General features: G+C 34.7%; 24 protein-coding genes. 9 read left to right on the forward strand and 15 right to left on the reverse strand.

All coding sequences use genetic code 11. The features are described from left to right. The first annotated feature begins 59 nt into the window (after positions 1–59). Genes arsM through AC061C_RS02550 form a run of 3 tightly spaced genes read left to right on the forward strand, consistent with a single transcriptional unit; the run spans position 60 to position 2,638 of the window. Positions 60–1,031, forward strand: coding sequence for an arsenosugar biosynthesis arsenite methyltransferase ArsM (gene arsM / locus AC061C_RS02540; RefSeq protein ID WP_309756965.1), 972 nt, complete (start codon positions 60–62; stop codon positions 1,029–1,031). Positions 1,032–1,084: 53 nt separating this feature from the next. Continuing rightward, positions 1,085–1,678, forward strand: a complete 594-nt coding sequence (locus AC061C_RS02545; RefSeq protein WP_478289892.1) for a TIGR04282 family arsenosugar biosynthesis glycosyltransferase — start codon at positions 1,085–1,087, stop codon at positions 1,676–1,678. Between the two features lie 6 nt (positions 1,679–1,684). Then, positions 1,685–2,638 carry a 1-acyl-sn-glycerol-3-phosphate acyltransferase gene (locus AC061C_RS02550; protein ID WP_478289893.1) on the forward strand — a complete coding sequence of 318 codons (954 nt, stop codon included), beginning with the start codon at positions 1,685–1,687 and terminating at the stop codon, positions 2,636–2,638. Between the two features lies 1 nt (position 2,639). On the opposite strand, the gene AC061C_RS02555 is transcribed toward AC061C_RS02550, so the two are convergent. Genes AC061C_RS02555 through recQ form a run of 4 tightly spaced genes read right to left on the reverse strand, consistent with a single transcriptional unit; the run spans position 2,640 to position 7,411 of the window. Then, positions 2,640–3,668 carry a VOC family protein gene (locus tag AC061C_RS02555; protein ID WP_478289894.1) on the reverse strand — a complete coding sequence of 343 codons (1,029 nt, stop codon included), beginning with the start codon at positions 3,666–3,668 and terminating at the stop codon, positions 2,640–2,642. 12 nt (positions 3,669–3,680) lie between these two features. After that, positions 3,681–4,472, reverse strand: coding sequence for an SDR family oxidoreductase (locus AC061C_RS02560; protein WP_478289895.1), 792 nt, complete (start codon positions 4,470–4,472; stop codon positions 3,681–3,683). Then, positions 4,462–5,166 carry a TIGR04283 family arsenosugar biosynthesis glycosyltransferase gene (locus AC061C_RS02565; RefSeq protein ID WP_417983972.1) on the reverse strand — a complete coding sequence of 235 codons (705 nt, stop codon included), beginning with the start codon at positions 5,164–5,166 and terminating at the stop codon, positions 4,462–4,464. The genes AC061C_RS02560 and AC061C_RS02565 overlap by 11 nt, the downstream gene beginning before the upstream one ends. 49 nt (positions 5,167–5,215) lie before the next feature. Continuing rightward, entirely contained in the window at positions 5,216–7,411 is a 2,196-nt protein-coding gene (gene recQ, locus AC061C_RS02570; RefSeq protein WP_417979315.1) for a DNA helicase RecQ, read from the reverse strand. 85 nt (positions 7,412–7,496) lie between these two features. Here recQ and AC061C_RS02575 point away from each other — a divergent pair, with 85 nt between their 5' ends. From AC061C_RS02575 to lptB, 4 genes are all read left to right on the forward strand, one after another. Beyond that, the gene (locus tag AC061C_RS02575; RefSeq protein ID WP_478289896.1) at positions 7,497–8,462 is read left to right on the forward strand and encodes a KpsF/GutQ family sugar-phosphate isomerase; all 966 of its coding nucleotides are present in this window, start codon (positions 7,497–7,499) and stop codon (positions 8,460–8,462) included. After that, a complete protein-coding gene (gene tatC, locus AC061C_RS02580) occupies positions 8,462–9,277 on the forward strand; it encodes a twin-arginine translocase subunit TatC (RefSeq protein ID WP_478289897.1) in 816 nt (271 codons plus the stop codon). The genes AC061C_RS02575 and tatC overlap by 1 nt, the downstream gene beginning before the upstream one ends. Further along, a complete protein-coding gene (locus tag AC061C_RS02585) occupies positions 9,270–9,623 on the forward strand; it encodes a carboxymuconolactone decarboxylase family protein (protein WP_417946575.1) in 354 nt (117 codons plus the stop codon). The genes tatC and AC061C_RS02585 overlap by 8 nt, the downstream gene beginning before the upstream one ends. Before the next feature lie 104 nt (positions 9,624–9,727). After that, a complete protein-coding gene (gene lptB, locus AC061C_RS02590) occupies positions 9,728–10,468 on the forward strand; it encodes an LPS export ABC transporter ATP-binding protein (RefSeq protein WP_417946574.1) in 741 nt (246 codons plus the stop codon). A gap of 85 nt (positions 10,469–10,553) precedes the next feature. Here lptB and AC061C_RS02595 read toward each other — a convergent pair whose 3' ends face one another. Together AC061C_RS02595 and AC061C_RS02600 are read right to left on the reverse strand one after the other, a co-directional pair. Further along, complete coding sequence (locus AC061C_RS02595) at positions 10,554–11,417, reverse strand: glycoside hydrolase family 25 protein (RefSeq protein WP_478289898.1); 864 nt, start codon at positions 11,415–11,417, stop codon at positions 10,554–10,556. 10 nt (positions 11,418–11,427) lie between these two features. Then, positions 11,428–12,144 (reverse strand): CDP-alcohol phosphatidyltransferase family protein, encoded by a 717-nt coding sequence (locus tag AC061C_RS02600; protein WP_478289899.1) that lies wholly within the window; start codon positions 12,142–12,144, stop codon positions 11,428–11,430. Positions 12,145–12,428: 284 nt separating this feature from the next. On the opposite strand from AC061C_RS02600, the gene AC061C_RS02605 reads away from it, so the two are divergent. Next, positions 12,429–13,499 (forward strand): putative type IX sorting system protein PorV2, encoded by a 1,071-nt coding sequence (locus AC061C_RS02605; RefSeq protein ID WP_478289900.1) that lies wholly within the window; start codon positions 12,429–12,431, stop codon positions 13,497–13,499. 24 nt (positions 13,500–13,523) lie between these two features. Then, positions 13,524–14,663 (forward strand): lipoprotein N-acyltransferase Lnb domain-containing protein, encoded by a 1,140-nt coding sequence (locus tag AC061C_RS02610; protein WP_478289901.1) that lies wholly within the window; start codon positions 13,524–13,526, stop codon positions 14,661–14,663. Positions 14,664–14,760: 97 nt separating this feature from the next. On the opposite strand, the gene AC061C_RS02615 is transcribed toward AC061C_RS02610, so the two are convergent. The 9 genes from AC061C_RS02615 to AC061C_RS02655 form a co-directional block, all read right to left on the reverse strand. Further along, positions 14,761–16,155 carry an exopolysaccharide biosynthesis polyprenyl glycosylphosphotransferase gene (locus AC061C_RS02615; protein WP_478289902.1) on the reverse strand — a complete coding sequence of 465 codons (1,395 nt, stop codon included), beginning with the start codon at positions 16,153–16,155 and terminating at the stop codon, positions 14,761–14,763. A 201-nt stretch (positions 16,156–16,356) separates the two neighbouring features. Next, positions 16,357–17,700 (reverse strand): O-antigen ligase family protein, encoded by a 1,344-nt coding sequence (locus AC061C_RS02620; protein WP_478289903.1) that lies wholly within the window; start codon positions 17,698–17,700, stop codon positions 16,357–16,359. Positions 17,701–17,703: 3 nt separating this feature from the next. Then, a complete protein-coding gene (locus AC061C_RS02625) occupies positions 17,704–18,783 on the reverse strand; it encodes a glycosyltransferase (RefSeq protein ID WP_478289904.1) in 1,080 nt (359 codons plus the stop codon). Continuing rightward, complete coding sequence (locus AC061C_RS02630; protein ID WP_478289905.1) at positions 18,783–19,898, reverse strand: glycosyltransferase; 1,116 nt, start codon at positions 19,896–19,898, stop codon at positions 18,783–18,785. The genes AC061C_RS02625 and AC061C_RS02630 overlap by 1 nt, the downstream gene beginning before the upstream one ends. Continuing rightward, the gene (locus tag AC061C_RS02635) at positions 19,898–20,899 is read right to left on the reverse strand and encodes a glycosyltransferase family 2 protein (protein ID WP_478289930.1); all 1,002 of its coding nucleotides are present in this window, start codon (positions 20,897–20,899) and stop codon (positions 19,898–19,900) included. Before AC061C_RS02635 ends, AC061C_RS02630 begins: the two co-directional genes overlap by 1 nt. A 2-nt stretch (positions 20,900–20,901) precedes the next feature. Then, positions 20,902–22,446, reverse strand: coding sequence for a glycosyltransferase family 2 protein (locus tag AC061C_RS02640; RefSeq protein WP_478289906.1), 1,545 nt, complete (start codon positions 22,444–22,446; stop codon positions 20,902–20,904). A gap of 51 nt (positions 22,447–22,497) precedes the next feature. Continuing rightward, entirely contained in the window at positions 22,498–23,658 is a 1,161-nt protein-coding gene (locus AC061C_RS02645; protein ID WP_478289907.1) for a glycosyltransferase family 4 protein, read from the reverse strand. A gap of 99 nt (positions 23,659–23,757) precedes the next feature. Next, on the reverse strand, positions 23,758–24,627 hold the full coding sequence (locus AC061C_RS02650) for a hypothetical protein (protein WP_478289908.1): 870 nt from the start codon (positions 24,625–24,627) through the stop codon (positions 23,758–23,760). Between the two features lie 131 nt (positions 24,628–24,758). Continuing rightward, positions 24,759–26,192 (reverse strand): MBOAT family O-acyltransferase, encoded by a 1,434-nt coding sequence (locus tag AC061C_RS02655; protein ID WP_478289909.1) that lies wholly within the window; start codon positions 26,190–26,192, stop codon positions 24,759–24,761. Positions 26,193–26,206 lie beyond the last annotated feature (14 nt).

The following is a 26,206-nucleotide window of genomic DNA, read 5'->3' on the forward strand; positions in this document are numbered from 1 at the left end:
AAATAAACTTTAGAAGTTCAATAACAAAAGAACAAACTTAAAAAAAACTACTTACTAAAATGGAAAATTATTTAGACGCAACCGTCAACCTATACCGAGATGCAGCACTAACCCCAGACGTAGGATTATGTTGTACAACCACACCTATTTGGAAATTCCCAGGCCTTGAAATTCCAAAAATAATGCAAGAAATGAATTATGGTTGCGGAAGCACTATTTCGGCTCAAGACTTGATTAACAATCCAAAAATTTTATATGTAGGAGTTGGAGGCGGAATGGAGTTACTACAATTCTCCTACTTTTCTCGTCAAAAAGGGGGTGTTGTAGGTGTAGATGTTGTTGACGAAATGCTAGAAGCTTCACGCCAAAATTTTATAATCGCAGAGCAAGAAAATGATTGGTTCAAAAGCGAATTTGTAGAGCTTAAAAAAGGAGATGCTTTAAACTTACCAATAGAAGATGAAAGCATTGATATTGCAGCACAGAATTGCTTGTTCAATATTTTTAAGACGGACGATTTGAAAAAAGCATTGCAAGAAATGTATCGAGTGCTAAAACCACGCGGACGATTAGTGATGAGCGATCCTACCTGTGAACAAGAAATGAATGAAACCTTGAGAAACGATGACCACCTGAGAGCACTTTGCCTAAGCGGAAGCATTCCAATTAAGGAATACATACAAATGCTGACTGATGTTGGTTTTGGAACTATCGAAATTAGAGGCAGAAGACCGTACCGAATTTTAGATACGGAGAACTATGCTACTGATGAGCTTATCTTTATCGAAAGTATCGAAGTGTGCGCTATAAAAGACCCAATGCCAGAGGATGGAGCATGTGTATTTACTGGTAAAGCCGCTATTTATTATGGTAAAGATGCCTATTTTGATGATAAAAAAGGACACACATTATTGAAAAATCAACCTTTAGCAGTGTGCGATAAGACCGCACAAGCACTTGCTGATTTGAACAGAGACGATATTTACATTAGCGAATCAACCTTTCACTATAACGGTGGAGGCTGTTGCTAAAACAACAAAAGCTGCAACTAACATTTTAGTTGCAGCTTTTTATTATACTTTTTATGCAAAATAAAAATGCCATACTACTATTTACCAAAAATCCGGAACTTGGGAAAGTAAAAACGCGCCTAGCAAAAACTATTGGTAACGAAAGAGCACTTGAAATTTATAAAAAACTTTTGACCCATACCCAATCTATTGCAAGTCCAATTGATGCGGATAAATTTGTCTTTTATTCGGATTCCATCAATAATGACGATCAATGGAGCGCTACTGATTATTATAAAAAACTACAGTTTAACGGAGACTTAGGACAACGCATGGCTGCCGCATTTGAAGAAGTTTTTAGCCTTGGATATCAATCGGTTTGTATAATCGGGAGCGATTGTTTTGAATTGAACTCAACAATAATTTCTGACGCTTTTTCAAAATTAGAGAGTCATGATGTTGTTATCGGACCTACTTATGATGGAGGTTATTATTTATTGGGAATGAAACTTTTGCATGAACCTCTTTTTCAAAATAAAAACTGGAGCACAGATACTGTTTTTTCAGACACTATACTTGATTTTGATACGCTCTCGTTATCATCATATAGTCTAATAAAATTGTCAGATATAGACGAAGAAAAAGATTTACCTGAACATTGGAAATAAAATACTGTGTATCATCTCTTTAAAATAGCTGCATCTAAAGCAATAAAAATCTATTGCCGGAAAGCTGTGGCTTATTTTGATCCAAATTTTGTTTTGGATGGACCAAAAATCATAGCGTGCAATCATCCTAACTCTTTTTTTGATGCAATAAATATTGCAGTTCGGTACCCCAAACCTATTTATTTCCTGGCTCGTGGAGATGCTTTCAACAAACCATTAGTTGCCTTCTTTTTAAAAAGCTTGCATTTAATTCCCATTTACAGACTAAGTGAAGGAAAAGAAAATCTAAGTAAAAATATGGAAACTTTTGAAATGTGTCTGACGCTGCTGAAACAGAATCAAACTATTTTAATTTTTTCTGAAGGAATTTGTGTCAACGAATGGAATCTAAGACCTTTGAAAAAAGGGACCGCTCGACTTGCTTTACTCGCTTTAAAGGAAGGTATAACAAACTTAGAAATAGTGCCTACCAACATCAATTATTCTTCATTTTCAAAAAACCCAAAAGACAGTATTCTTAATTTTAACGCGAGTTTCAAACCTGAAACTTTAACTAAAAACCCAGAAGCTACATTCTACAATTCGTTTACCGAATTGCTAAAAGTTGGTGTTTTACAAAATATGATTGTGAAAAACGATCTTTCGGATGTTACTTTATTTCCTAAGTCAAATACAATAGCAACCAAAATTAAGAAGATTTCGCTGGCTATTCCAGCATTAATCGGCTTTTTAGGGAATTATTTGATCTATCACATTTTTAAAATAATGGCTTTGAAGAAAACAAAAAATACGGTATTTTACGATTCAGTATTATTTGGGATGTTACTGCTTTTTTACCCTATTATCATTGTACTGCTTTCTATAATAATTACAATACTTCTCAATTTTAAAATTGGACTTTTATTTTTCATGACAATGCCCGTGAGTGCCTGGTGCTACAAACTGTACAAGAGTTTGTAAATTACTTTACTTTACTTAAAGCCAACATTTTTATCATCCATTTGGGTAATGGTTTTTCCTGATTTCGCTTTCTTAAATCTAAATACCAACCCATTTTTTTCAGGATAGGCACTCTATGAGTTTCAACGAGTTCAATTAAGGTACCATCAGGATCTTCTATGTAACAAAAGCGACCAGACGCATTATCCATTGCAAAGGTATTATTGCTATCAACAGTAAAATCTAATCCCCGACTTTGTACGTGTGTTTTTAAATCATCCATGGCTATTACATCAAAACAAAGGTGAATAAAACCACAATCACCCCAATACCTATTTCTGTAAATTTTGGGTGCCTGCTGATCTAAATTTTGAATCAATTCAATCGTAACATTTCCTAATAATTTATTAAAAGCACCTTTACCAGTAGCGCTTTTATGGAGTCCAATTTTTCTGAAATTATGATTATTTTCATTTATTTTGATATCATAAAGTACGGTGTCTAGCCCCAGAATAGTTTGGTAAAACTCGATCGAATGCTCTATATTCGACACTCCTATTACCGCCCCTATAACACCTCCCAAATCATGTTTGTCTTTTTGAAACCAATCCTCGGATGGAACTATTTTGAATGTATTGCCTTGGTTATCTGTTACATAAAAATAGTGAATACCACTTTGACAAATATGTAATTTTGAAGTATTTAGTCCCGAAATAGTAGAAAGCCTTTGATGTGATTTATAAATATCAGCCGATTTAATAATGGCAGCAAAAATTCCGATATCACCCAAATTGACCGTATTTACTTTGCTCGGAACTCGATCCAAGAACTGCCATAGCTCAAAACCGCCTCCGCCTTGTAAATTCATCGTTAAGATTGCTCTTCTATTGAATTCCTGGCCGCCAGTATATTGCGTCATTAAGCTGGCTTTAGCTTCATCATCAAAAATTAAAACATCCATTCCAAATAAATGTTTGTACGTATGTTTGGCCGTTTCGGCATCACATACTCCAATTCCGATTTGTTGAATTCCTGATAAAAATTGATGCATACCCTACTTAAATTATTTTTGTAAACCTTTTGAATGTGCGATTTTATAGTACAGCGAAGGAACAAACCACCACAACCATAACAAGAGCCGCTCCGCTTGACCAATAATAACCATTTTTTTATTGGATTTTATACCACTAATTATTTTTTTGGCACAAACATCGACTTTCATGCCAACTTCATTGTTCGCGTCAGTTGCACCAAATTGCTGACCATCACCCAGTAAGGCATTTTTAGAAATGTTGGTATCTATCCTTCCTGGATATACGATAGAAACAGTAATATTGGTTTTATACAATTCGCATTGTAGCGTTTCTAAATACCCCTTAATGGCGTGTTTCGATGCGGAATAACCCGAACGAAGCGGAAAACCAATTAAACCAGCAATACTACTAATTACGGTAATATTGCCTTTATTGTGTTTTTTAAAATGAGGCAATATGGCTTGTGTAATTGCAACTGGAGCAAAATAATTGAGGTCCATTAATTTTTTATAAACAGCAATAGCCGTTTCTGATGCTTCGGCACGCTGACTAATTCCCGCGCTTTGGATCACGCAATCAATAGTACCTTCTAGTGCTAAAGCAAGGGATACAAGATCGGGCAAACCATCTATATTCAATAAATCATACGGTAAAATATAGACTTTTGAATAGTTCAATTCAGCTGCTACATCCTTCAAAAGTGATTCATTAGAAGAGGTTAGAATAAGTGTTGCACCTTGTTGAGACAATTGAATGGCTAATTCTTTGCCAATACCAGATGAAGCACCAGTTATCCACACCACTTTATCTTTAAAATGCATTTTTTCGGTAGCTTAAAAGTTCTTTATATTCATTAATCATATCCGATTGCGAAGCACCTTTTTTATACATCTTAACTATTTTTAAATTAGCCAGCTGAACGGTTAACCAGGAGTTTTCCTCATATTTTCTTGCAGAAACTAACGTTGCTTTTGGAATAAGTTTGAAAGTAGCATTTTTCCAAAGACGCTCCAAATAGTCATAGTCTTCCATAATAAACATTTCCTCATTGTATGAGCCCACTTGATCCCACACTTTTTTGGTCACAAAAATGCCTTGGTCACCACCTCTAAAAAAAAGGTAATTGAATTGAGTAAAAAAAGAATTTATTCGGAGCAACAAATTAGAACTATCAAATCGTGTTCTAAAACTGCCACAATCGAAATTGTTTTGAATTGCATTTTCTATCAGATCAAAAAAAGTAGGTGGTGGTAAACAATCTGCATGAACAAAAAAGTAAACTGTTCCAGTAGCATTCTGTGCACCATAATTCATTTGTCCGGCACGCCCTTTGAGTGGTGAGTGCAATGCTTTTATGCCTAAACTTTCCGCTATTGCAATGGTATTATCGGTACTGCCAGCATCTGAAATAATTATTTCATACGCTTTGCCCAACAGATTATTTTGCAAATACGTGATTGTTTTTCCAATTATTGCTGCTTCATTAAATGTTGGGATAATAATGCTTAAAATCATACAGAGAAATTTAATAGTATTCTAATACCTTTTTGAAAGTGAGAGCCTGTTAATTAGCTACTTCACTTATGAATTTGATGCGCATCAATCGCAGTTCATCAATATCATAATCTCCATCAAATTCTCTGAGTGCATTTTCTATATTATCCGATTCCGATTCCATGAAATAGTCATGAATTTCTTCCTGTTGCTCATCGTCTAGCATATCATCAATCCAATATTTAATATTCAGTTTGGTTCCTGAATACACTATTTGTTCCATTTCTTTTATCAAATCATCCATCTTCAACCCTTTAGCGGAAGCGATATCATCAAGCGATAATTTTCTGTCGATGTTTTGAATAATATATAGCTTATTAACTGAGTTGACTCCAGTTGACTTTACTACCAAATCTTCTGGGCGAATAATATCATTATCAGCGACATAACGGCTTATTAATTCTAAGAATGCTGCACCATATTTTTTAGCTTTACCCTCTCCTACTCCATGGGCGTTTATTAATTCCTCTTGTGAAATAGGATATTTCAAAGCCATATCTTCAAGCGAAGGATCTTGAAATACCACAAATGGAGGCACGCCTAATTTTTTAGCTACTTTTTTACGCAAATCACGCAACATACCCATTAATACTTCATCGGCGGTACCACCAGCTTTGGCGGCAGTGACTATGGCTTCATCTTCTGACTCGTTGTATTCATGATCTTCAGACATCATAAAGGATTCCTTATTCTTGATAAAATCCAATCCCTTTTCGGTAATTTTTACAATACCGTACGTCTCAATGTCTTTGGATAAAAATCCAGCTACAAGAACCTGCCTCAATAATGCCATCCAATATTTTTCATCAAACTCAGAACCACAACCAAAAAACGACTGTGTATCTGTTCGATGTGCCTTTATGACTGCATTGACACGTCCAATAAGCGTAAAAACAACTTCTTTTGATTTGTATAAATGTTTGGTATCGCGAACTACTTCTAGTAATTTCACCACTTGATCGCAAGCTTCTACTTTTGTTTTTGGGTTGCGAACATTGTCATCCATATCGGCACCATCTCCTGTCACTTCATCAAATTCCTCTCCGAAATAATGCAACAAGAATCTCCTTCTAGACATTGATGTTTCGGCGTAAGCCACAACCTCCTGCAATAAAGCAAATCCTATTTCTTGCTCTGCTATAGGTTTGCCCGACATGAATTTTTCTAATTTTTCTACATCTTTATACGAGTAATACGCTAAACAATGCCCTTCGCCACCGTCACGACCTGCACGACCCGTTTCTTGATAATAACTCTCTAGTGATTTAGGGATGTCATGGTGTATCACAAAACGCACATCTGGTTTATCAATTCCCATCCCAAAAGCAATTGTAGCCACTACTACATCTACATCTTCCATCAAGAACATATCTTGATGTTTGGCGCGAGTTTTAGCGTCCAATCCCGCATGATACGGCACGGCACTAATTCCGTTTACTTGTAGCACTTCAGCAATAGCCTCTACTTTTTTGCGGCTTAAGCAATAAATAATTCCTGATTTTCCTTTATGTTGTTTGATAAAACGAATAATATCCGATTCTATATTTTTCGTTTTGGTACGTACTTCGTAATATAAATTTGGCCTGTTAAAGGACGCTTTAAAAGTAGTCGCGTCAGACATATCCAAGTTTTTAAGGATATCTTCTTGAACTTTGGGGGTAGCAGTTGCGGTAAGACCAATAATAGGAACATCGCCTAATTGCTTAATGATGTGCTTTAGATTTCGATATTCCGGTCTAAAATCATGGCCCCATTCAGAAATACAATGCGCTTCATCTATCGCTACAAACGAAATTGTTACATTTTTAAGAAAGTTCACATTCTCCTCCTTTGTCAGGGATTCAGGCGCCACATAAAGCAATTTTGTCAATCCAGACGTAATATCTTTTTTTACTTGTGTGATTTCAGTTTTGGTAAGAGAAGAATTTAATACATGAGCGACCCCATTTTCTGAAGATAAACTTCGAATGGCATCCACTTGATTTTTCATTAAAGCAATTAGAGGCGAAACTACTATAGCAGTACCCTCTTGAATCAAAGCAGGCAATTGATAACACAGTGATTTTCCTCCTCCTGTAGGCATGATCACAAAGGTATTCTCTTGGTTTAAGATACATTTTATGACTTGTTCCTGCAGCCCCTTAAATTGGCTAAAGCCAAAATATTTCTTTAATTCTTTGTGTATGTCAATTTCGTTTGAATTCATTCTTTATTATATGGTATTTTGTTTAAATTTGCGATACCTAAAGGTACAAATTTCTTTTACACACACAAATTTTAATCATTCTGTTTTGATATCTAAAGAAAATATATTGGCTAGCGCCAAAAAAACTATTTTATCGGAAAGCGAATCTATTGCAAAACTAACTGATTTTCTTGATGAAAACTTTATTGAAGCAACACAAAATATCTACAATTCTAAAGGACGATTAATTGTAACAGGAATAGGAAAAAGTGCTATTATTGCTCAAAAAATGGTCGCAACATTTAACTCGACTGGAACGCCATCGCTATTTCTTCATGCCTCAGAGGCAATACACGGGGATTTAGGAATGATTCAAAATGATGACAGTATCATTTGTATCTCTAAAAGCGGAAACAGTCCAGAGATTAAAGTTCTGGTACCACTTTTAAAACGATTTGGAAATACAGTAATAGCAATAACAGGAAATACGGGTTCTTTTCTGGCAAAAGGTGCCGATTTTGTTTTGAACACCACAGTAGATTCTGAAGCTTGTCCTAATAATTTAGCGCCAACAAACAGCACCACCGCACAATTAGTTATGGGCGATGCACTTGCAGTTTGCTTAATGGAAATGCGCGATTTCAAACCAGAAGATTTTGCTGTTTACCATCCTGGTGGCGCATTAGGCAAAAAATTATTGTTGCGCGTACAAGATATATTAGAACATACTCTAAAACCTATGGTTTCACCTGATGCGTCAATTAAAAAGGTTATTTTCGAAATTTCTGAAAAACGTTTGGGTGTTACAGCAGTGGTCGATGCAGAAAGAGTAGTAGGAATTATCACAGATGGAGACATAAGACGCATGTTGAACGACAGAGATTCATTTAGCGATTTGACGGCAAAAGACATTATGACCAAAAATCCAAAATTAATTCCATCTACCGCTATGGTCGTAGATGCATTGAATATCTTGGAAGATTTTTCTATCACACAATTAGTTGTGGTCGATGAAGGGGTGTACCAAGGAGTGTTACATTTACATGATATTTTAAAAGAAGGAATACTATAATGGCAAAAAAAAACTTAAACGAAATGTCGTTTTTAGATCATCTTGAAGAATTAAGATGGTTGTTGGTTCGAAGCACTATTGCAATTTTAATCCTTGCAACCGTTACTTTTTTTGTGAGTGATTACATCTTTGACGTGATCATTTTTGGTCCAACCAATGCTAATTTCGTTACCTATCGGTTTTTTTGCGACCTGTCTAATCAATTGGGTTTCGCAGAGAGTATTTGTGTGACAGACATGCCTTTCATCATTCAAAACACCAATATGGAGGGTCAAATTAACGTTTTGATTTGGACCTGTATCACTGCCGGATTTATTCTGGGTTTTCCATTTATCCTTTGGGAAGTATGGAAATTCATCAGTCCTGCCTTGTATGAAAAAGAGAAAAAACACGCAAGACTTTTTATTGTCTCCTCTTCTTTACTTTTCTTTTTAGGAGTATTGTTTGGCTATTTTGTCATTGTACCCATGTCTGTGAACTTTTTTGCTACATTCACCGTTAGTACGGTTGTCAAAAATCAGTTTAGTATCGACTCGTACATCGGAATGGTAAAAACAAGTGTAATCGCTTGCGGATTATTTTTTGAATTACCCATAATTATCTATTTCCTGACCAAGTTAGGATTAGTAACGCCGGAATTCCTAAGGAAATACTGGAAATATGCAGTAATTATAATTTTAATTGTAGCAGCAATTGTAACTCCTCCAGACGTTGTGAGTCAAATTATTGTAACCATTCCGATGTTGTTAATATATGAAGCTAGCATCTTCATTTCAAAAATAGTAGTAAAAAATCAAAAAAAAGTAAATGGCTGATATCATAGAAGAATTCAACGAGTACCGTTCTAAAATGAACGAAAAATTATTGGCAGACAATAATAAAATTGTAAAACGCATTTTTAATCTAGACACCAATGCCTACGCTGCGGGAGCACTAGATGTAAAAACAAAAGAACTTCTGGGACTAGTAGCCTCAGCTGTTTTACGTTGTGATGACTGTGTAAAATACCATTTGGAAACCAGCCACAAGGAAGGGGTTACCAAAGAAGAAATGATGGAAGCCATGGGAATAGCGACTCTAGTTGGCGGAACAATTGTAGTTCCTCATTTACGAAGAGCCTATGAATTTTGGGAAGCATTAGAAGAAGCAACAACCAAATAAATTGTTAAGAAGTTAAATCGTTTAATTGTTTATTCGTTTATTTATACGATTAAACAATTAAACGAATAAACAGTTAACCCGTTTAAACGATCAAACTAAAAAAAATGAAATTAAGAGCCGAAAATTTAATCAAAACCTACAAAGGAAGAAGTGTAGTAAAAGGCATTTCGGTAGAAGTGAATCAAGGCGAAATCGTGGGGCTTCTTGGTCCTAACGGTGCCGGAAAAACAACTTCATTTTATATGATTGTAGGATTGGTTAAACCAAATTCCGGGAATATATTTCTGGACGATTTGAACATCACTGATTACCCGATGTACAAGAGAGCACAACAGGGAATTGGATACTTAGCGCAGGAAGCTTCTGTTTTTAGAAAATTAAGCATCGAAGACAACATATTAAGCGTACTGCAATTGACTAAACTTTCCAAAGCCGAACAAGTCGCAAAAATGGAAAGTCTAATTGAAGAATTCAGTTTAGAACACATTCGCACCAACCGTGGGGATCTACTATCTGGTGGCGAACGCCGTCGTACCGAAATAGCACGTTGTTTGGCTACTGATCCAAAATTCATATTATTGGATGAACCTTTTGCGGGTGTCGATCCTGTAGCTGTTGAGGACATTCAAAGAATTGTAGCCCAATTGAAAAATAAAAATATCGGAATTCTTATTACCGACCACAACGTACAGGAAACCTTGGCTATTACTGACAAAACCTACTTGATGTTTGAAGGTGGAATTCTTAAAGCTGGTATTCCGGAAGAATTAGTAGAAGACGAAATGGTGCGTCGCGTGTATTTAGGGCAAAATTTTGAATTGAGAAAAAAGAAATTGGAATTTTAGGAAAGTGGTCAGTGTTCACTTTAAAAAAAGTGATCAGTATTCTACATTTTTTTCACTATTTACTAAAAACTAGTCATTAAAAAAACTACTCCACAGTAATATACCGCAACTGTTGCAAATCACCATTGTAAATATTTATATCTACATTACCTTTAATTCCAGGAATGGAAGCCTTTTCGGTAAATTGCCAAAACAACCAATCTTCGGCTATTTCTTCTCTGTAAAAATTATAATTGGCAATCCAAAAAAGATAATCGCTGAACTCTTCTTTCAAAAAATCATCGTAATACCGCTCGCCTGTATAAATGATAGGTTTTACACCATAATGCGCTTCTACAGCATTTAACCATCTTTTCAATCCTAATTTAAGATTTTCAATCGACTGGTTTTTAGGCAATTTTTCAATGTCTAAAACGGGAGGCAAATCGCCTTTTTGAAGTCGTACTGTTTTAATAAAAAGTGCCGCTTGTTCTAGTGAATTTTCATTGGGACGATAGTAATGATAGGCACCACGAATCATTTTGTTTTCTTTGGCGCCAAGCCAATTTTTATTAAATTGAAGATCTTTCCGATCTTTTCCAACAGTAGCCCGAATAAACACAAAATGCAATGGGTATTTTTTTTCTAAAGTGTCAACATAACTCCAACTTATCCTTCCTTGGTATTCGGATACATCCAAACCGATACTTTTTCCCTCATGTTTTTCCAAAACCTGATAGTTTCGAACATCAGAAATACGTTTGGCCTCGCTTTCTTCCCGCAGTACTTTATCTGATTTAAAACTAAAATAGTATGCTAAACCACCCCTGTAATGATAAACTGTGAGAGCAAAAAGCATGAATAAAACGGCAACAATACAGTAATGCAAAAGTTTTCCGGATAAAACAGTTCCTTTCTTTTTAGGTTTACGAACTACCGTAGTTTTTCTTATGATCGTTTTTCTTTTCATTCAAAAAAAACTACTTTTTAAGCACTTTATTATTCACTACAGACAACACGACATAAAAAATAATAACTAACGGAATTCCTAAATAGCGCAATAATATCAATAGTAAAAGGGACAAAGTTAAAAAGACAATTTGAAGTGCATTTTCTTTAAAACTAAATTTCTTGATCTTCAAAGAAAATAACGGAATTTCAGCATTCAACATATAAACACTCAAAACAGATATCACTAATAAAAACCAAGGAGTTGTCAATAGTTCGATGTTAATCAAAGAATCAGTATATTTTAACACCAAAGGCAAACTTAAAATAAACAAGGCATTTGCTGGCGTTGGCAAACCTATAAAAGAGTCGGTTTGACGGGTATCGATATTAAAATTCGCTAAGCGGTAACAAGAACCCACTGTAATCAAAAAGCCCAAATAAGGAAACCATTGCATATGGGCGACAACTGCAGTAGACGAATGATCAATCATCATTTGAAACATTACTAAACCCGGTACCACACCACTGGTAACCATATCTGCCAAAGAATCCAATTGTAAACCAAGCGGACTCGAAACGTGGAACAACCGTGCAAAAAACCCATCAAAAAAATCTAAGAAAATACCCAAGCAAACAAAATAAAATGCCATTTCAAAATCTTGGTTGAATGCAAAAACAAGGGCGATGCAACCGCAGAAAAGGTTGAGTAAAGTAATCGTGTTGGGGATGTGTTTTTTGATTGTCATATGTATACTATTTGGTAAACCACAGTTGGCAAATTTAGTATAATATGTTGATCGAAAATACGTTTTGTAAGGAAGATTTGAAAGAAACTCTACTGGCATTATTATTAACAGCACCAAAATTTAGAAACATCTGAATTTCTAAAGAGACAGAAGATGTACTAACAATATTCTATTGCAGCTCATTCATTCTTAAATTTATTTGTTGAAAAGGAGAAATAAGCTCGCTAAAAAATTATATTTTTGATAAAAATTAAACAGTCCTATCGACTGTAAAAAAGCCCACATTGAAAACAAGCTTCCTAATAGCCGCGGTATTGGTCAGTACACTTCATTATAGCCAAACCGTACGTAAATACTCGAATGAGTTTATGAATATCGGCGTGGATGCCCAAGCATTAGGCATGTCTAACACGATGGTGGCTGCGACTAGCGACGTGAATTCTGGGTATTGGAATCCATCGGGATTAATCAATCTTGAGGACCAACAAGTGGCCGCCATGCATGCTAATTATTTTGCCAATATAGCCCAATACGATTATTTGGCTTATGCTAGCCCTATTGATGATAGAAGTGCTTGGGGAATTTCCTTAATTCGTTTTGGTGTTGACGATATTTTAAATACAACAGAATTAATCGACAGTCAAGGCAATATTGATTACAATCGCATCAGTCTTTTTTCAACGGCTGACTATGGCTTTACTTTTTCGTACGCACGCAAACTGCCTGTTCCTGGATTTCAATATGGTGTAAACGCGAAAGTGATCCGAAGAATTATAGGTAAATTTGCCAACTCCTGGGGTTTTGGTTTTGATGTAGGAGTACAATTCGAAAAAAAAAATTGGCAATTTGGATTGATGCTACGAGACATCACAACAACCTATAATGTGTGGAATATAGACGAGGAGGAATATAAGAAAATCGCAAATGCCATACCTGGAGAGAATCAAGAATTACCAGAAAGTACTGAGATTACAGCCCCAAAAGCACAATTGGGAATCGCTAAAAAATTCATTATCCGATACGATTATAGCATTCTGGCTGCTGCCAATATGAACATGCGGTTTGCTAAAACCAACGACCTTATTGCTACTGATTTTGTAAGTATCGATCCAGCTTTGGGATTAGAATTTGGCTACACTGATTTGGTTTTCGTTCGTGCTGGTGTAGGTAATTTTCAAAATGTACAACAACTTGACAATTCTGAAAAAGTTGGTTTTCAACCTAATATTGGATTGGGATTCAAATACAAAGGGATTCAAATTGATTATGCTCTTACTGATCTAGGCAATCAAAGTACAGCGTTGTACTCTAATATATTTTCTATTAAGGTGGACTTAGGCATGTTCCGAAATTAATTTAAAATTCAAAAATTTAAAAAAATGAACCTACCTTCTTTCAAAAAAACAGTGCTACTTTTTCTTTTGATTTTTACAGCTAGTTATAGTTTTGGACAAACCATTTCCTTATCAAATGCAGCAAAAGTCAGAATTATTACTTGTGGAACAGGAAATGAATCCTACTCTCTTTTTGGACATACAGCTATTCGCGTTAGTGATGCGGTTCTAGGTGTTGATGTGGTATACAATTATGGTGCTTTTGATTTTAGTACTCCAAATTTTGTTATGAAATTCATGAAAGGTGACTTGCAATATTTTGCAGTTGCACATCCCTATCTGGAATTCATTAATCAATATGGATACGAACAACGATCCGTTTATGAGCAGGAACTTATTATTTCACTTGCCATGAAACAAAAATTATTTGATAACCTGAATACCTCGTTAGCATCGGGTGATAGCCATTATACCTATAAGTTCATAGACAAAAACTGCACTTCGATGGTTGTTGATATTATCAATAAAACACTAAACACAACCGCTATTGTCAAAAATTCAGATACAGATCGTACCTACAGAACTATTTTATTCCCCTATTTTGATGGTCATTTTTATGAAAAACTAGGAACCAGCATTATCTTTGGCACAAAAGTAGATGAAATGGGAACCAAAATTTTTCTACCCTTTGAACTGCTTAAAAGCTTACAAAAAGTTTCTTATGAAGGTCATCTACTAGCCTCAGAAAATAAAACTTTAATTGAGTTCAAAAAAGAAACACCGATTTCGTGGTGGAACAATCCATACACCTATACTCTCTTCCTTGCGTTTATTGTGTTATTAAACAAGAAACCCATCAATCTATTTTACCTCAGCGTAATGGGATCATTAGGAATCTTTTTTACTTGGATTGGTCTGTATTCGTCACATTTAGAATTAGGATACAATTACAATATATTACTTTTTAATCCTACATTATTAGGGTTACTTTACTTCTATTGGACCAAAAACAAAAAAGGAATTTACAATCTGGCGGTGGTAAATGTATTCTTTTTAATTATTTACATTTTTGTACTGATCAACAAAGCACATTTTCTGTTAGTATTACCTTTAGTAGTATGCAACGGATTTATTTTAGTGAGAATAGCAATTCAAAATAAAAAACGCATTCCAATTATCATTTAAAATTGGACTAAAATCCTATGCAATTGAGTAAAACCAATTTTTATTACAAAAAGCAAAGGCACTATCAGAATTTGAAATAATAATTTAAAAATTTGAATTACTGTCCTCTGTAAAACAAAACAGTAGTAATTGTTTTGAAAGCAATGCTTAAATCGAGAAAAATACTTCGATGTTTTATATAATACAAGTCGTATTGTAATTTTATCAAACTCTCATCTATAGTGGCACCATACGAATAATTCACTTGTGCCCATCCTGTGAGACCTGGTTTTATGATATGCCGTGTTTCATAAAAAGGCATAATTTTAGCAATTTCTTTAACAAAAAAAGGACGCTCAGGTCGTGGACCAATCACTGCCATATCGCCTTTTAAAATATTTATGAATTGAGGAAATTCATCAATTCGAGTTTTTCTTAAAAATTTTCCAAATACCGTCACTCGCTCATCATTTGTAGTTGTAAAAACAGCACCATTCGTTTCGGCATTGCTAACCATAGTCCTAAATTTCAAAATTTCAAAAACAACGCCATCTTTACCCACACGCTCTTGGGTATAAAACAACTTCCCGCGATTTCCTATTGTATTTCCTACTACCACAAATGGAGTTACTATAATGCCAATGATTGCTCCAAGCAATGAAAGTAAAACTTCAAAAATCCGAACACTCATGAGGTAGAGTTTGTTTTGGTTGCTTCGGCTAAAAGGAAAGAAACAATAAAAATCCCGAGACATATGCTGTACCGGAATGCGTTGTGTTTTACTTTCATATACCTGAGTATATTCTCTAATGATGATGCTTGATTCTAATAAACGAAGTAATTGCTGATATAAATCAGGAGTCATTCCATCCGTTTTTTGGGATGCAATCACTACTTCGGATATGTTGTTTTGTTTCACAAAAGAGAATAAGGAATCTCTTTTTATATTTTTACAATAGGGATAATCGGTTGTGGCATCTTCGGCAGTATCGGAATTAACGAATGCTATTATTTTATAATTAGGGTCAATATTCTCTAATCCTGCAATCAATTCTTGAACCTGCTCGGTATCACAAATTAAAACTGCATTTTGAAAAAAACGATTAGAAGCTAAAAACGAAACATAAAACATGCGCCACATCAATAGAGCAAAAAAAACAACCAGATAAAATAAAACAATCTGAATTCTATTCGAAGGAAGTTCGGGAGAATAAATCGGTGTTAATAAGTACACGAAAACAGTTGTCGATGCGGTAAGGATTAAACTCCTGAATACTTGAAACTGATTGCTGGCAACTTGAAGATTATACATTTCGAAAATAGTACCAAAAAAATTAAGGTAGACACCAAGAAATAACATCCAATACCAAGTATTTGTAACTCGAACTAAATAATCTACATCAAAATAATTTCCAATTAAAATTAAAAAAACAAAAACAAAAAACACATCAAAAACTCGAAGGATCATCTTTCGCTCTGATATTTCAAAATGTATTTTGTTATCTAAAAACATAATTCATATAGCTTTACAATTGCAATTTAGTGCTTTTGATTTCAAATAAATTTAAGAAATGTTACTATTTTTAACAATTTTTTAAATAATTGGCAATTTCGTTTCTCATCTGTCAATTTTGAAGTCCAAACTTGAATAGTAATTTTACAAAAGAAGCATTAAAAAGTTAAAGATTTATGATAAAATTTGTGTGTACCACTATCAATCGTCTCTCTTTTTGCTAGGAAATCCCAACTGGATATTCAATAGTGATAAGGAATAAACAAAAGCAGGCGCTGCGGTTCGCATGGCGGCATGATTAATAGTCAAAAACCAAAAAGCAACAAAACACAACAAAAACATATTAAACTTGTTCTCTAAGTACAATACTAAAGGGGTGAAAAATAAAATCAATAATCCTAAGATCCCAAGCGTTCCGTGTTCGGCCAGCATGCGCGTAATTTCATCATGAGACAAGACTTTAACTCCTGTTTCGTCCTCTCTAATTTCGGCTCCTTTGCCCACTCCTACCCCAAAAATTGGGTTTTTCAAGAAGCTGACAATCTCGTTTTGAGCAACATCTTCCCTTCCTGTAAATTGACTCTCTTTAGCCCTTCCTGCGGCATCTTGATTGGCGTATCGTTTGTCAATAAGTCCGCCCGTTTGATAAGACGTATAGGTCCAAGTAGCTATTATCCCGATAATCATAAAAACAATAATGTAATTGAGTTTAACCCTGCCACTAAAATTAGATTTAAAATATAAAAAAGCCAACAACAAAATAATCATCAAAAAACCCGTAATCATACCTCCTCTGGAAAACGTAACCATCCCTCGATACGTGATATTTAAAACCAGTATCAGGTTAAGAATGGTTTGGAATTTTGTTTTTGAATCTAAGATGATTCTCGAAAAAAAAATAAACATTCCCAATCCTAAAATAGTAGCCACTTGGTTGGGCCCGTAACCACCTGAAGTCTCAAAATTAGACTGCGTACTGGTGATCACATCGCGAATATTAGGAGTGTACAACGTTAAATAAACCATACAAGAAACAATGGGCAGTCCCATACTTAACAAAGCCATATTAATCTCTTCTAATGTCATCTTACGTCTAAAAGTGTACAAAGATGCTAAACCCAAACAAACTGGACCTGAAATATTAAATGCGATCGCCTTTCTAATATTCGTATCAAAATTTAAAGTAAAAGTTGAAATAATAACACTTGGAACAAGCAAAAGCAGGAAAACCCAATAAGGCACTGCACCTTTCGAAAAACCGCTGTAATACATCCCTATAAAAATAAAAACAATAACCCCATATTTAGAAATCTCATACAAAGGATTGCCATCGGTCATTCTCAAAAAAACTTCACTCCCTACAACATAAGCCGCTGCAATTAGTGCTTCATTATTTCTATTTTGTTTTTTAACAATGTAGTATGTCCCAAAAATAAAAATAGAATATCCAAATATCTTTGAAATTAAGGGTATATAGAAAGCCAAAGCTCCAATTAGCACATGGAACAAAATTAAATAGAGATAGGATTGGTCTTCTTTTTTCATTTTTTACATTAGAATTGCAGCATACTTTTGTATTACTGCTTGAATAATCTTTTCTCTCGAATAGTTTTCAATCACTTCAAGCTTCAAATTTACAGCAATATGATTTCGAAAATCTGAATTACTAATCAATATTTTTAATTGATTTTGAAGTTCTTGAATATCATTCGGATTGAAAAGCAAACCACTAAAATTTGGCTTAATAAGACTCGAACAATAGCCGACATTAGTAGATAAAACGGCCAGTTGCGCTAATCCATATTCGAGTAAAACTAACGGAAATCCCTCAGCTGTTGAGGCCAGTATTCCAATAGTTGATTGAGATAAAATATGCTGAATGTCATGTTGAGCATCATAGATAAAAACACTATTATTCAAATCAAAATTGTCAACATACTCTTTCAAAGCAGTTGAATAATCATCCTGAAAATCCTTGCCTACAAAGTGCAAACTCCATCCTAATTCATACAATTGTAATTGATTAAAGGCACAAAGTAACGCTATATGATTTTTAGGCTTTTTTAAATTTGCTATACATACAATTCGTTTTCCTAACTGTCCTTTCAAAATAGTTGACTCCAGATTCACATTTGCAACCTCAACAAAATTGGGAATAAAAAACACCTTTTTAGCAAATAAATTACTTAGAGCCCATTCTTTCATTTTTGGGTTTACGACGAAAATGGCAGAAAAAGTGAATGAAGTAAGAAGAAGTGAAAGATTTTGCATTTTACTCTGCTTTTCTCGTATTCCTAAATGATCATGCCAAACCAACTTTATAGATGGCAAAACTAACTTCAATATAAACGCAAAGAAAAACGAGGTGCCGTGTGCGTGAATAATTTCAATATTATTTTTTAAAATGAATTTTCGTAATTGGAGTAACGCAATACTATCCAACGTACTGCTTTTATTTAGAAACAAATACGGAACATTATTGTTGATCTGATTTCGCAAATCACCTTCCTTTCGAGTTACCACGAGTGCCGAAAAATCAATTTCATTAGCCAACGCATTAGCATAATTTACTGCCATTCGCTCTGCGCCTCCTGCCTCAAGTGAATCTATAATTTGAACAACGCGCATTATTTTAAAATCTTTAGTATTTCTAATTCAAAAAGCTCTGTAGTATATTTTTGGGACCAAGTCGCCGCTTGATTTTGCATATTGTCATAAAGAGGTTGATTTTTAATAATTTTTTCTATTTGTAAACAATCATTTGCTAAATCCATAGTCATTAGTAACCCTCGATTTCCAAAGTCTAGCATAAAAGGAATACAAGAAACTTTAGTTGCAAGAGGAACACATCCCCAAAACATACCTTCTGCAATAGCTTTAGGCCAACCTTCGCTAGCGGATGGCAAAATCACAAAATGACTTTCTTGATACGCTTTTTGAATTATTTCTCTATTTTGATTTCCCTTTAAAAAAACTATTGAATCTAGCTGCTTTGTTTCAATATAATTTTCGAGTAGTTTTCGTTCAATACCTTCTCCATAAATACACAAGCGTACCGGAAGGCCTTTGAGATGCAAACCCTCTATTATTTTAATGGCGTATAAAGGATTCTTTCCTGTGACTAAAGCCCCTACAAATGCAAAATCAATCGATGTTTGTAATTTTTTTGGAATTAATCGTACTTTGTCTATTTCAGAATAGCTCGCCGTAAAAAAAGGATAAATATTTTGAGTCTGACCTTCCCAAACTCCATACACTAAGACTTTCATATTTCTGGTTAAGAAAGTATTGCTTAAAATCCATTGTTGCAATTGATACGACCACGGCTTTTTGGATTTTGGATCCCAATTACCGGCATATTTAGCGGACTTAGGCGTTTTAGGAAAAAGAATTTGAACCAAGCAACCCAACAACCCAATATTACTTGGGCAACGCAAATGAATGTGATCTGCAACTCGCATGGCTTTGTATAGGGTCCAAAACAAAATAGGAAGTTTAAAAAAAGTACGCAGAATAGCGTTAACAGTTAACAAATCAAAACTTGGAATCGAAATAAACTGCATGTTTTGATGGGTATATGGAGCATCAATAACCGATAGTTCTTTACATACTAAAGGAGCAACAACTACAAATTCATCTACATGTTTTGTCCAAATATTCATTTCGCTAACATAAGGCGAATACGCAAAGTACAGGTCATCAACTTGATGATGCGGAACATTTGTGAAGAGTACAAACTTCATTACGATTTTAGTATTGGTTTATTAAAACACAAACTCCACCAACCTACAGTGCGCCCCAAAGCCTCAGTAAAAGCTTGCTTTTTTGTGGCAGTTGTAAATGCATTTGTAAATCTAATAGCCGTTAACAATACAGTAATGGCATGCCACTTGAACCAGTCTCTCCATTTTGGATCTGGATTTTTCACTCGCCAAACATACCAGCCATTTCGCACTACCATTTTCCCGTATTGGTATTGATTGGGTCTTCCTTCAACATCATGATAATGGTACAGTTGCGCTGCTGTATTCAAATATAGTTTTCCCATTTTTGCTACCCGCAAAGCAAAATCAGCATCTTCATACAAGCCATACCCTTCAAAATAATTTGAAAATTGTTGTTTCTCGAATACCTCATTTCGATACGAAGAAACTCCTCCCATCAACAGCTCTACTTCATAAATTTTACCGCTTGGAGGCAGGAAACCCACACTTCTACCATGTGAATATAATGAGGAGTATCCCGGTGGACAATCACTGTCTAATCCCAATTTCTTTCTTAAAATAAAACGACTTCCATCGTTTCTTGTCCATCCATCAAAACAATATTCTGTTACTTTTGGCTGATAATCTACACCTACAAATTCGGTTTTAGACTCATTAACAATATAACCACCTGCACCCAAAGCTTCGGGATGGATTTCGTATGTTTTTAATAATTGTTCAAAATAATCCCATTCTAAAACGGTGTCGTCGTCCAAAAAACAAATTACCTCAGCATCAGCATTTACTCTTGCGATACCATAGTTCCTTTGTTTGGTGAGTCCGCGTGTTTCCGGCGGTACGTTATAGTACTGCAAATTCACAAAAGTACTTTCTGCAATTACTTTTTGAGTTGCTTCGTCTGTTGATCCATCTATAATTAAAATTTGATTGGGATAACAAGTCTGTTTCGCAACCGATTGCAATAAGTTAAGCAAGGGCTGTGGGCGCATGTACGTACATACAATTAAAGAGAAATTTATCATTACTTAGTTCTTTTTCCTAGTATTAACAATTTTCTAGCATAAAATAGGGATTTGGCAAATTGCCTATTTTTATAAGGTATTCGGATTAAGCGCCATAAGAATGAAGTTTTAGACCCTTTGAAAAGATACAGAAAAAAATGCTTTTTTTTGTATTCTAAAACTTGTTTTGCGCTGTAATGTTTAAGAATACCATACAAAACGGTTGGGCTAGGAACTGGACGTATGCCACTTACAGGTACATCCAGTTCCCAAGGTTGTTTTTTTCTTAGTTTTCCACTAATCTTAGCTTGGTTTCCCCAAAACCGATAACCGCCTGTTGCTGGTTTGAGGTGCAAGTTTACAGAAAAAGGATTGTGCAAAACTACAACTCCAATTTGCGATAAGGACATCCCAAAATCACTATCCTCTCCGTAACCTCCGTCAAAATTAATATCGTTTCCTACTAATTGATTGACAAACGTTCTTTTTACACAGGAATTAGCATTACTAAACATTTGTGTCGCGCCAACTATCCATCTTTTAGATTCATAATCCAACACCTTTTTTCGCAAATCTTCCAAGTTTTGTATCTGATTATCCGCTCGGATATCCAAGCCGTTGCAAGCACTGGCATTATAGGTTTGCAACAAGCGAATATGATTCTCTATAAAATCTGGCGGAATACGAATATCATCGTCCCCGAAAACAATATAATCCCCTTTACACAAAGCTATTGCTTCATTACGGGCGCGACAACTTCCCTGCGTATTTTGATGCTGAAACTGTACATCAAAAGGATAGTTATCAGGTTTGTACAAACTGAAATTAAGTTGGTCGATTGGTGTTGCGTCTACAACAATTACTTGCGTTGGCAGATAAGATTGGTTCTTCAAATCACTCAATAAATTCAATGTAAAATCCTGCCGCATCATGGTTGGAATAATGTAACTAACCGTCGGTTTACCTTGAATTGCATTCAATTTTCTTGGAGTTATTCTAGGGCCTATCGCTCTTTTATGAAAATTTTTTAGCGCATACAATACCCCTTTCCATTCTTCTATTCTCCAAAAACCTTGACGGTACAACATGTAAAAAGAATGTTCTATTTTAAAATTTTTTCTAAAAAAAACATACCGGTCTCTGGCACTTATTTTAATTTTTTCATGAGTTGATAGCACAAACAAACCTTTAACATATAACGGAATTGCTCCGCTATTTCGCAAGGCATTATACCCAAAATCAAGAGCCATTAGTTGTTTATTTTGATACTCTTCATCAAAACCATTTAAGGTATCCCAAACTGATTTCCGAATTACAAATGCGTTTGGATTAATTCGCCAACTCACACATTGGTCTAAACCGTCAAAATCATTTAAATACCAGAAAAAAACTGCCGTTTGATATACCAATTCTGAAAACGCATTTTTGTAACCTTGTTCAAAACTACTATGCCAAATATCTCCCGATTCGAGTACTAAAACTTCTAATTTTTCAAAATCGGGAGCTCCACAGTACAACAGTATCTCTCCTGATTTTGTTTGGCACTGCTTTAAATCGAATTTCATAAACTGTTATTTTTTAGATGCAAATCGGCCTAAACAAAGGCAATATTACTGCTACTGATTTAATTTAGTGGTGACCACAGTTTGGTAAAATGATACACTTTGTTGCGCCACTGTTGTTGTACTGAATTTTTCAATAACACTTTTACGGGCTGATAAACCAAATTGATTTCGCAAATCAGGACTTTCAAGCAAAGTTACAATGCGATTAGCATACGCTTTATGCTGCGTTGGATGAACCAAATATCCATTGACTCCATCAGCAATTACTTCACTAGCCCAGCCAATATTGGAAGCGACAATTGCTTTTTCCATAGCCATTGCTTCGATCCAGGAAACAGGTAACGCTTCTGCAAATGTTGGAAACACACATACCGTTGTTTCAATAATGTGTCTTTTTATTTCTTGGTAAGGAACAACTCCTAAATAAGTAACATTAGCAATTGCCTCAGGTGTAAACAATTGCTGCATCATTTTCCAAGTAGACACATTGCCCGATGCAATATCTCGGACATCTTTACCCACTAAAATCAATTTGGTGTCGGGACTTTTTCGAATGACTTCATTAAAAATCAATGGCAACTCCAACAATCCTTTTTTTCGAATTAAACTCCCAAAATACAAGATGGAATTGTCATTACTACTACTATCGACATCATTGCTAAAGACGTTCGTATCAATACAATTTGGAATGATAGAAAAATTTTTATCTAAATGAAATACCGCGTTGGTAGTGTCAGCAGTAAACTGACTTACAGAGAGCAAAGCGTCAGCAGTATTAAGCGCTCGCTTTTCATGAAATTTATTAATCCATTTTACGGGACGCTGGTCTAAATGACAAAAATAAGTATCCGATCCGTTCAACTTTAGTACAATAGGACATTTTTTTGGACGTATAAACGAGGTGATTCCGGTCCAATCGGGAGCTTCAACCAAATCGATTTCCTTTTTTTGATATAGGGTATCAATGATCCGCTGGAGTTTTTTTCTGGTTAGATACCACGATAATCCTTTAAGTTTTACATTTTTTATCTGTTGAATGCAAATACCGGCATCATCAAAAATGCTGTCTTCCTTTTGACCATATACCAAAACGCGAACAGTACAACCAGCTGCCAATAGTCCGACTGCTAAATTTTTGATACTCGTTCCCAGTCCGCCAGAACTGCCAGTAAAAGCATGTGGATATTCAGGCGTTAGAAAAGCTATTTTCATCTAATATTTTGAGTTTTGAGTAACGATTTTTGGTTTCAGGGGTAATAGACTTGAAGTGATGCTTCGTATTTTTTTTACAGTAGTATATGGTTATTTTTTTTAAAAAAAATCCTTAATAATTCTCATCGTAAACAATCTTGCTCCCGCATCATTCATGTGCCCACAAGAAGAGAAATACTGGTCGCCTTCTACTGCGTTTTCATAATTATGGATTTCAGGATAGATTTTATTCACTTTTTCAAAATAATCCAACCCCTTTGTATTGGCGCACATTGGCGTCATAACAGCAATTAAATTGATATTGTTTGCTTTACAAATTTGCTTTATTTCTTCGTAATATTTGTTTTGTATGGGCTTTAAAGCGCTGATGTCATTTTTCATATTTCCTTTTTTGTTTACCAAAGGATAATATCCCAAATTTTGAAGATGTGAGGTTTTTTTATGTATAAAATTGAAAAACATTTCTCGAAAACCAATTTGAGCATCGAAAACAATGTACCGGTAAAAAGGAATATAAAACAACTTTGAAAAATCCTTTTCCTGACTAAAATGTTTCTCTATTACATTCGAGTTATGAATGTAAGGTAAAAACTTAGATGAAATGCCGTCTGCTCTTTTTTCATTAGACAAATTGAGATCTGTTTCAATAATCACGTTTTGAATTTTATATTTTCTATCAATCATTAATTTTAAAATTAAAGATGCTTCGAATAAATGACCTCCGCTCATTCCGTAATTGTAAGCTTTTAAGCCCTTTTCTTCAAATAACTGGGAAACAAAATGATTGTTTGCTCTAGAAGATCCTAAAATAACGACATCATAATTCCTTGGCTGGGAATTATAAACGTAATCAATTTTACCACGATTAGATGCTTGTAAAAAAACTGCCGTGTACAAAAAATCTAACACAACAGCTATTAATACAGTTACAATTAGTGTTTTGAAAGCGAATAGTATAAATTTTTTCATGCGTAACGTAATTTTTATTGTTGTTTGCGACATTGCAAGAAAAGTATCTTACAACAACTCCTTCTGTGACCTCAAGCGCAGTTTTGACGTTTTACTTTTAAATGAATATCGTCTAAGCTAAAATTCACAAATCAAAACTGAAAATATATAAATTCTTTATAATCAGAATAGGTCCCTAATGCTACAATTGCCGCCAGGCATAATGTTAATTTCAGCCACGAATACTTTCCTGAAATAGGTTCAATTTGGGTTCTGCTGTTCCACTCCACCAGTATAAAAGCCAAAACCAGCAATAGCAATTCATAATTATAACGCTCGTTCTCGAGATATTGCGAATCGAAGCTAAGATTTAAAAACATTCGTTTAATGTAATCAAAAGCATCTCCAATTGATTTTGCTCTAAAAAATATCCATGCTAAACAGGTCAGTGCAAATGTGCTTAAAATGTTTAAAAACACTCGAACCGAACTTAAATGGCACTGCAATGAAACGGTTTCCATATTGGATCGATTTTTATTTAAAAGTAACAACGGCAAAAAATAGAGCGCATTGATAAAGCCCCAAGCGATAAAGGTCCAATTAGCGCCATGCCAAAAACCGCTCACTAAAAAAATTATAAAAGTATTCCTTATTTTCATTCCCATACCACCGCTGCTTCCGCCCAAAGGAATGTACACATAATCCCGAAACCAAGACGACAATGAAATATGCCATTTGCGCCAGAATTCAGCAATATCTCTGGAGAAATATGGATAATTAAAATTTCGTAACAAATCAATTCCAAACAATTTAGACATTCCCAATGCCATATCCGAGTACCCTGAAAAATCACCATAAATCTGGAAAGCAAAATACACGGCTCCCAAAAGCAGAGAAAGCGAATTCATAGATTCATAATGATCAAAAATAGCATTGGCATAGGTAGCGCATGTATCTGCAATGACTACTTTTTTTAATAAACCCCAAATAAATTGGTAGATTCCTTCTTTTGCTTTTTGATAATCAAAACTGCGTTTTACTTTCACTTGAGGCAGTAAGTGGGTCGCTCTTTCAATAGGACCTGCTACTAACAAAGGGAAATAACAAACAAACAACGAATAATCTACAAAGTTATATTCTGCTTTTATTCTTTTTAAATAGATGTCAATTACATAAGAGAGGCCATGAAAAGTATAGAAAGAAATACCAACAGGGAGAACAACATTTAATAGTAGCGGACTCGTTTGCAGTCCAAAACCATTCAAAAGTTGAGAAAAAGAATCTGCAAAAAAGTTGTAATATTTAAAAATTCCTAAAAAACCAAGGTTCATACTAATACTCAACCAAAACCAAAATTTCCTACTATTTTCAGATTTAGCTTTCTCAATTTGGATTCCAGTATAGTAATCTAAAAAAGTGGAAAAAACCAGCAAGAATAAGAACCGCCAGTCCCAGCAAGAGTAGAAGTAATAACTCGCAAGTATTAAAATAGCATTTTGACTGCTTTTGGTTTTATTGAAAACAAACCAGTATAATACAAATACAAGTGGCAAAAAAAGAGCAAAAGAAAGAGAGTTGAAGAACATAATATCGTATTGTA

The sequence above is a fragment of the Flavobacterium sp. GNP010 genome, from assembly GCF_056428945.1.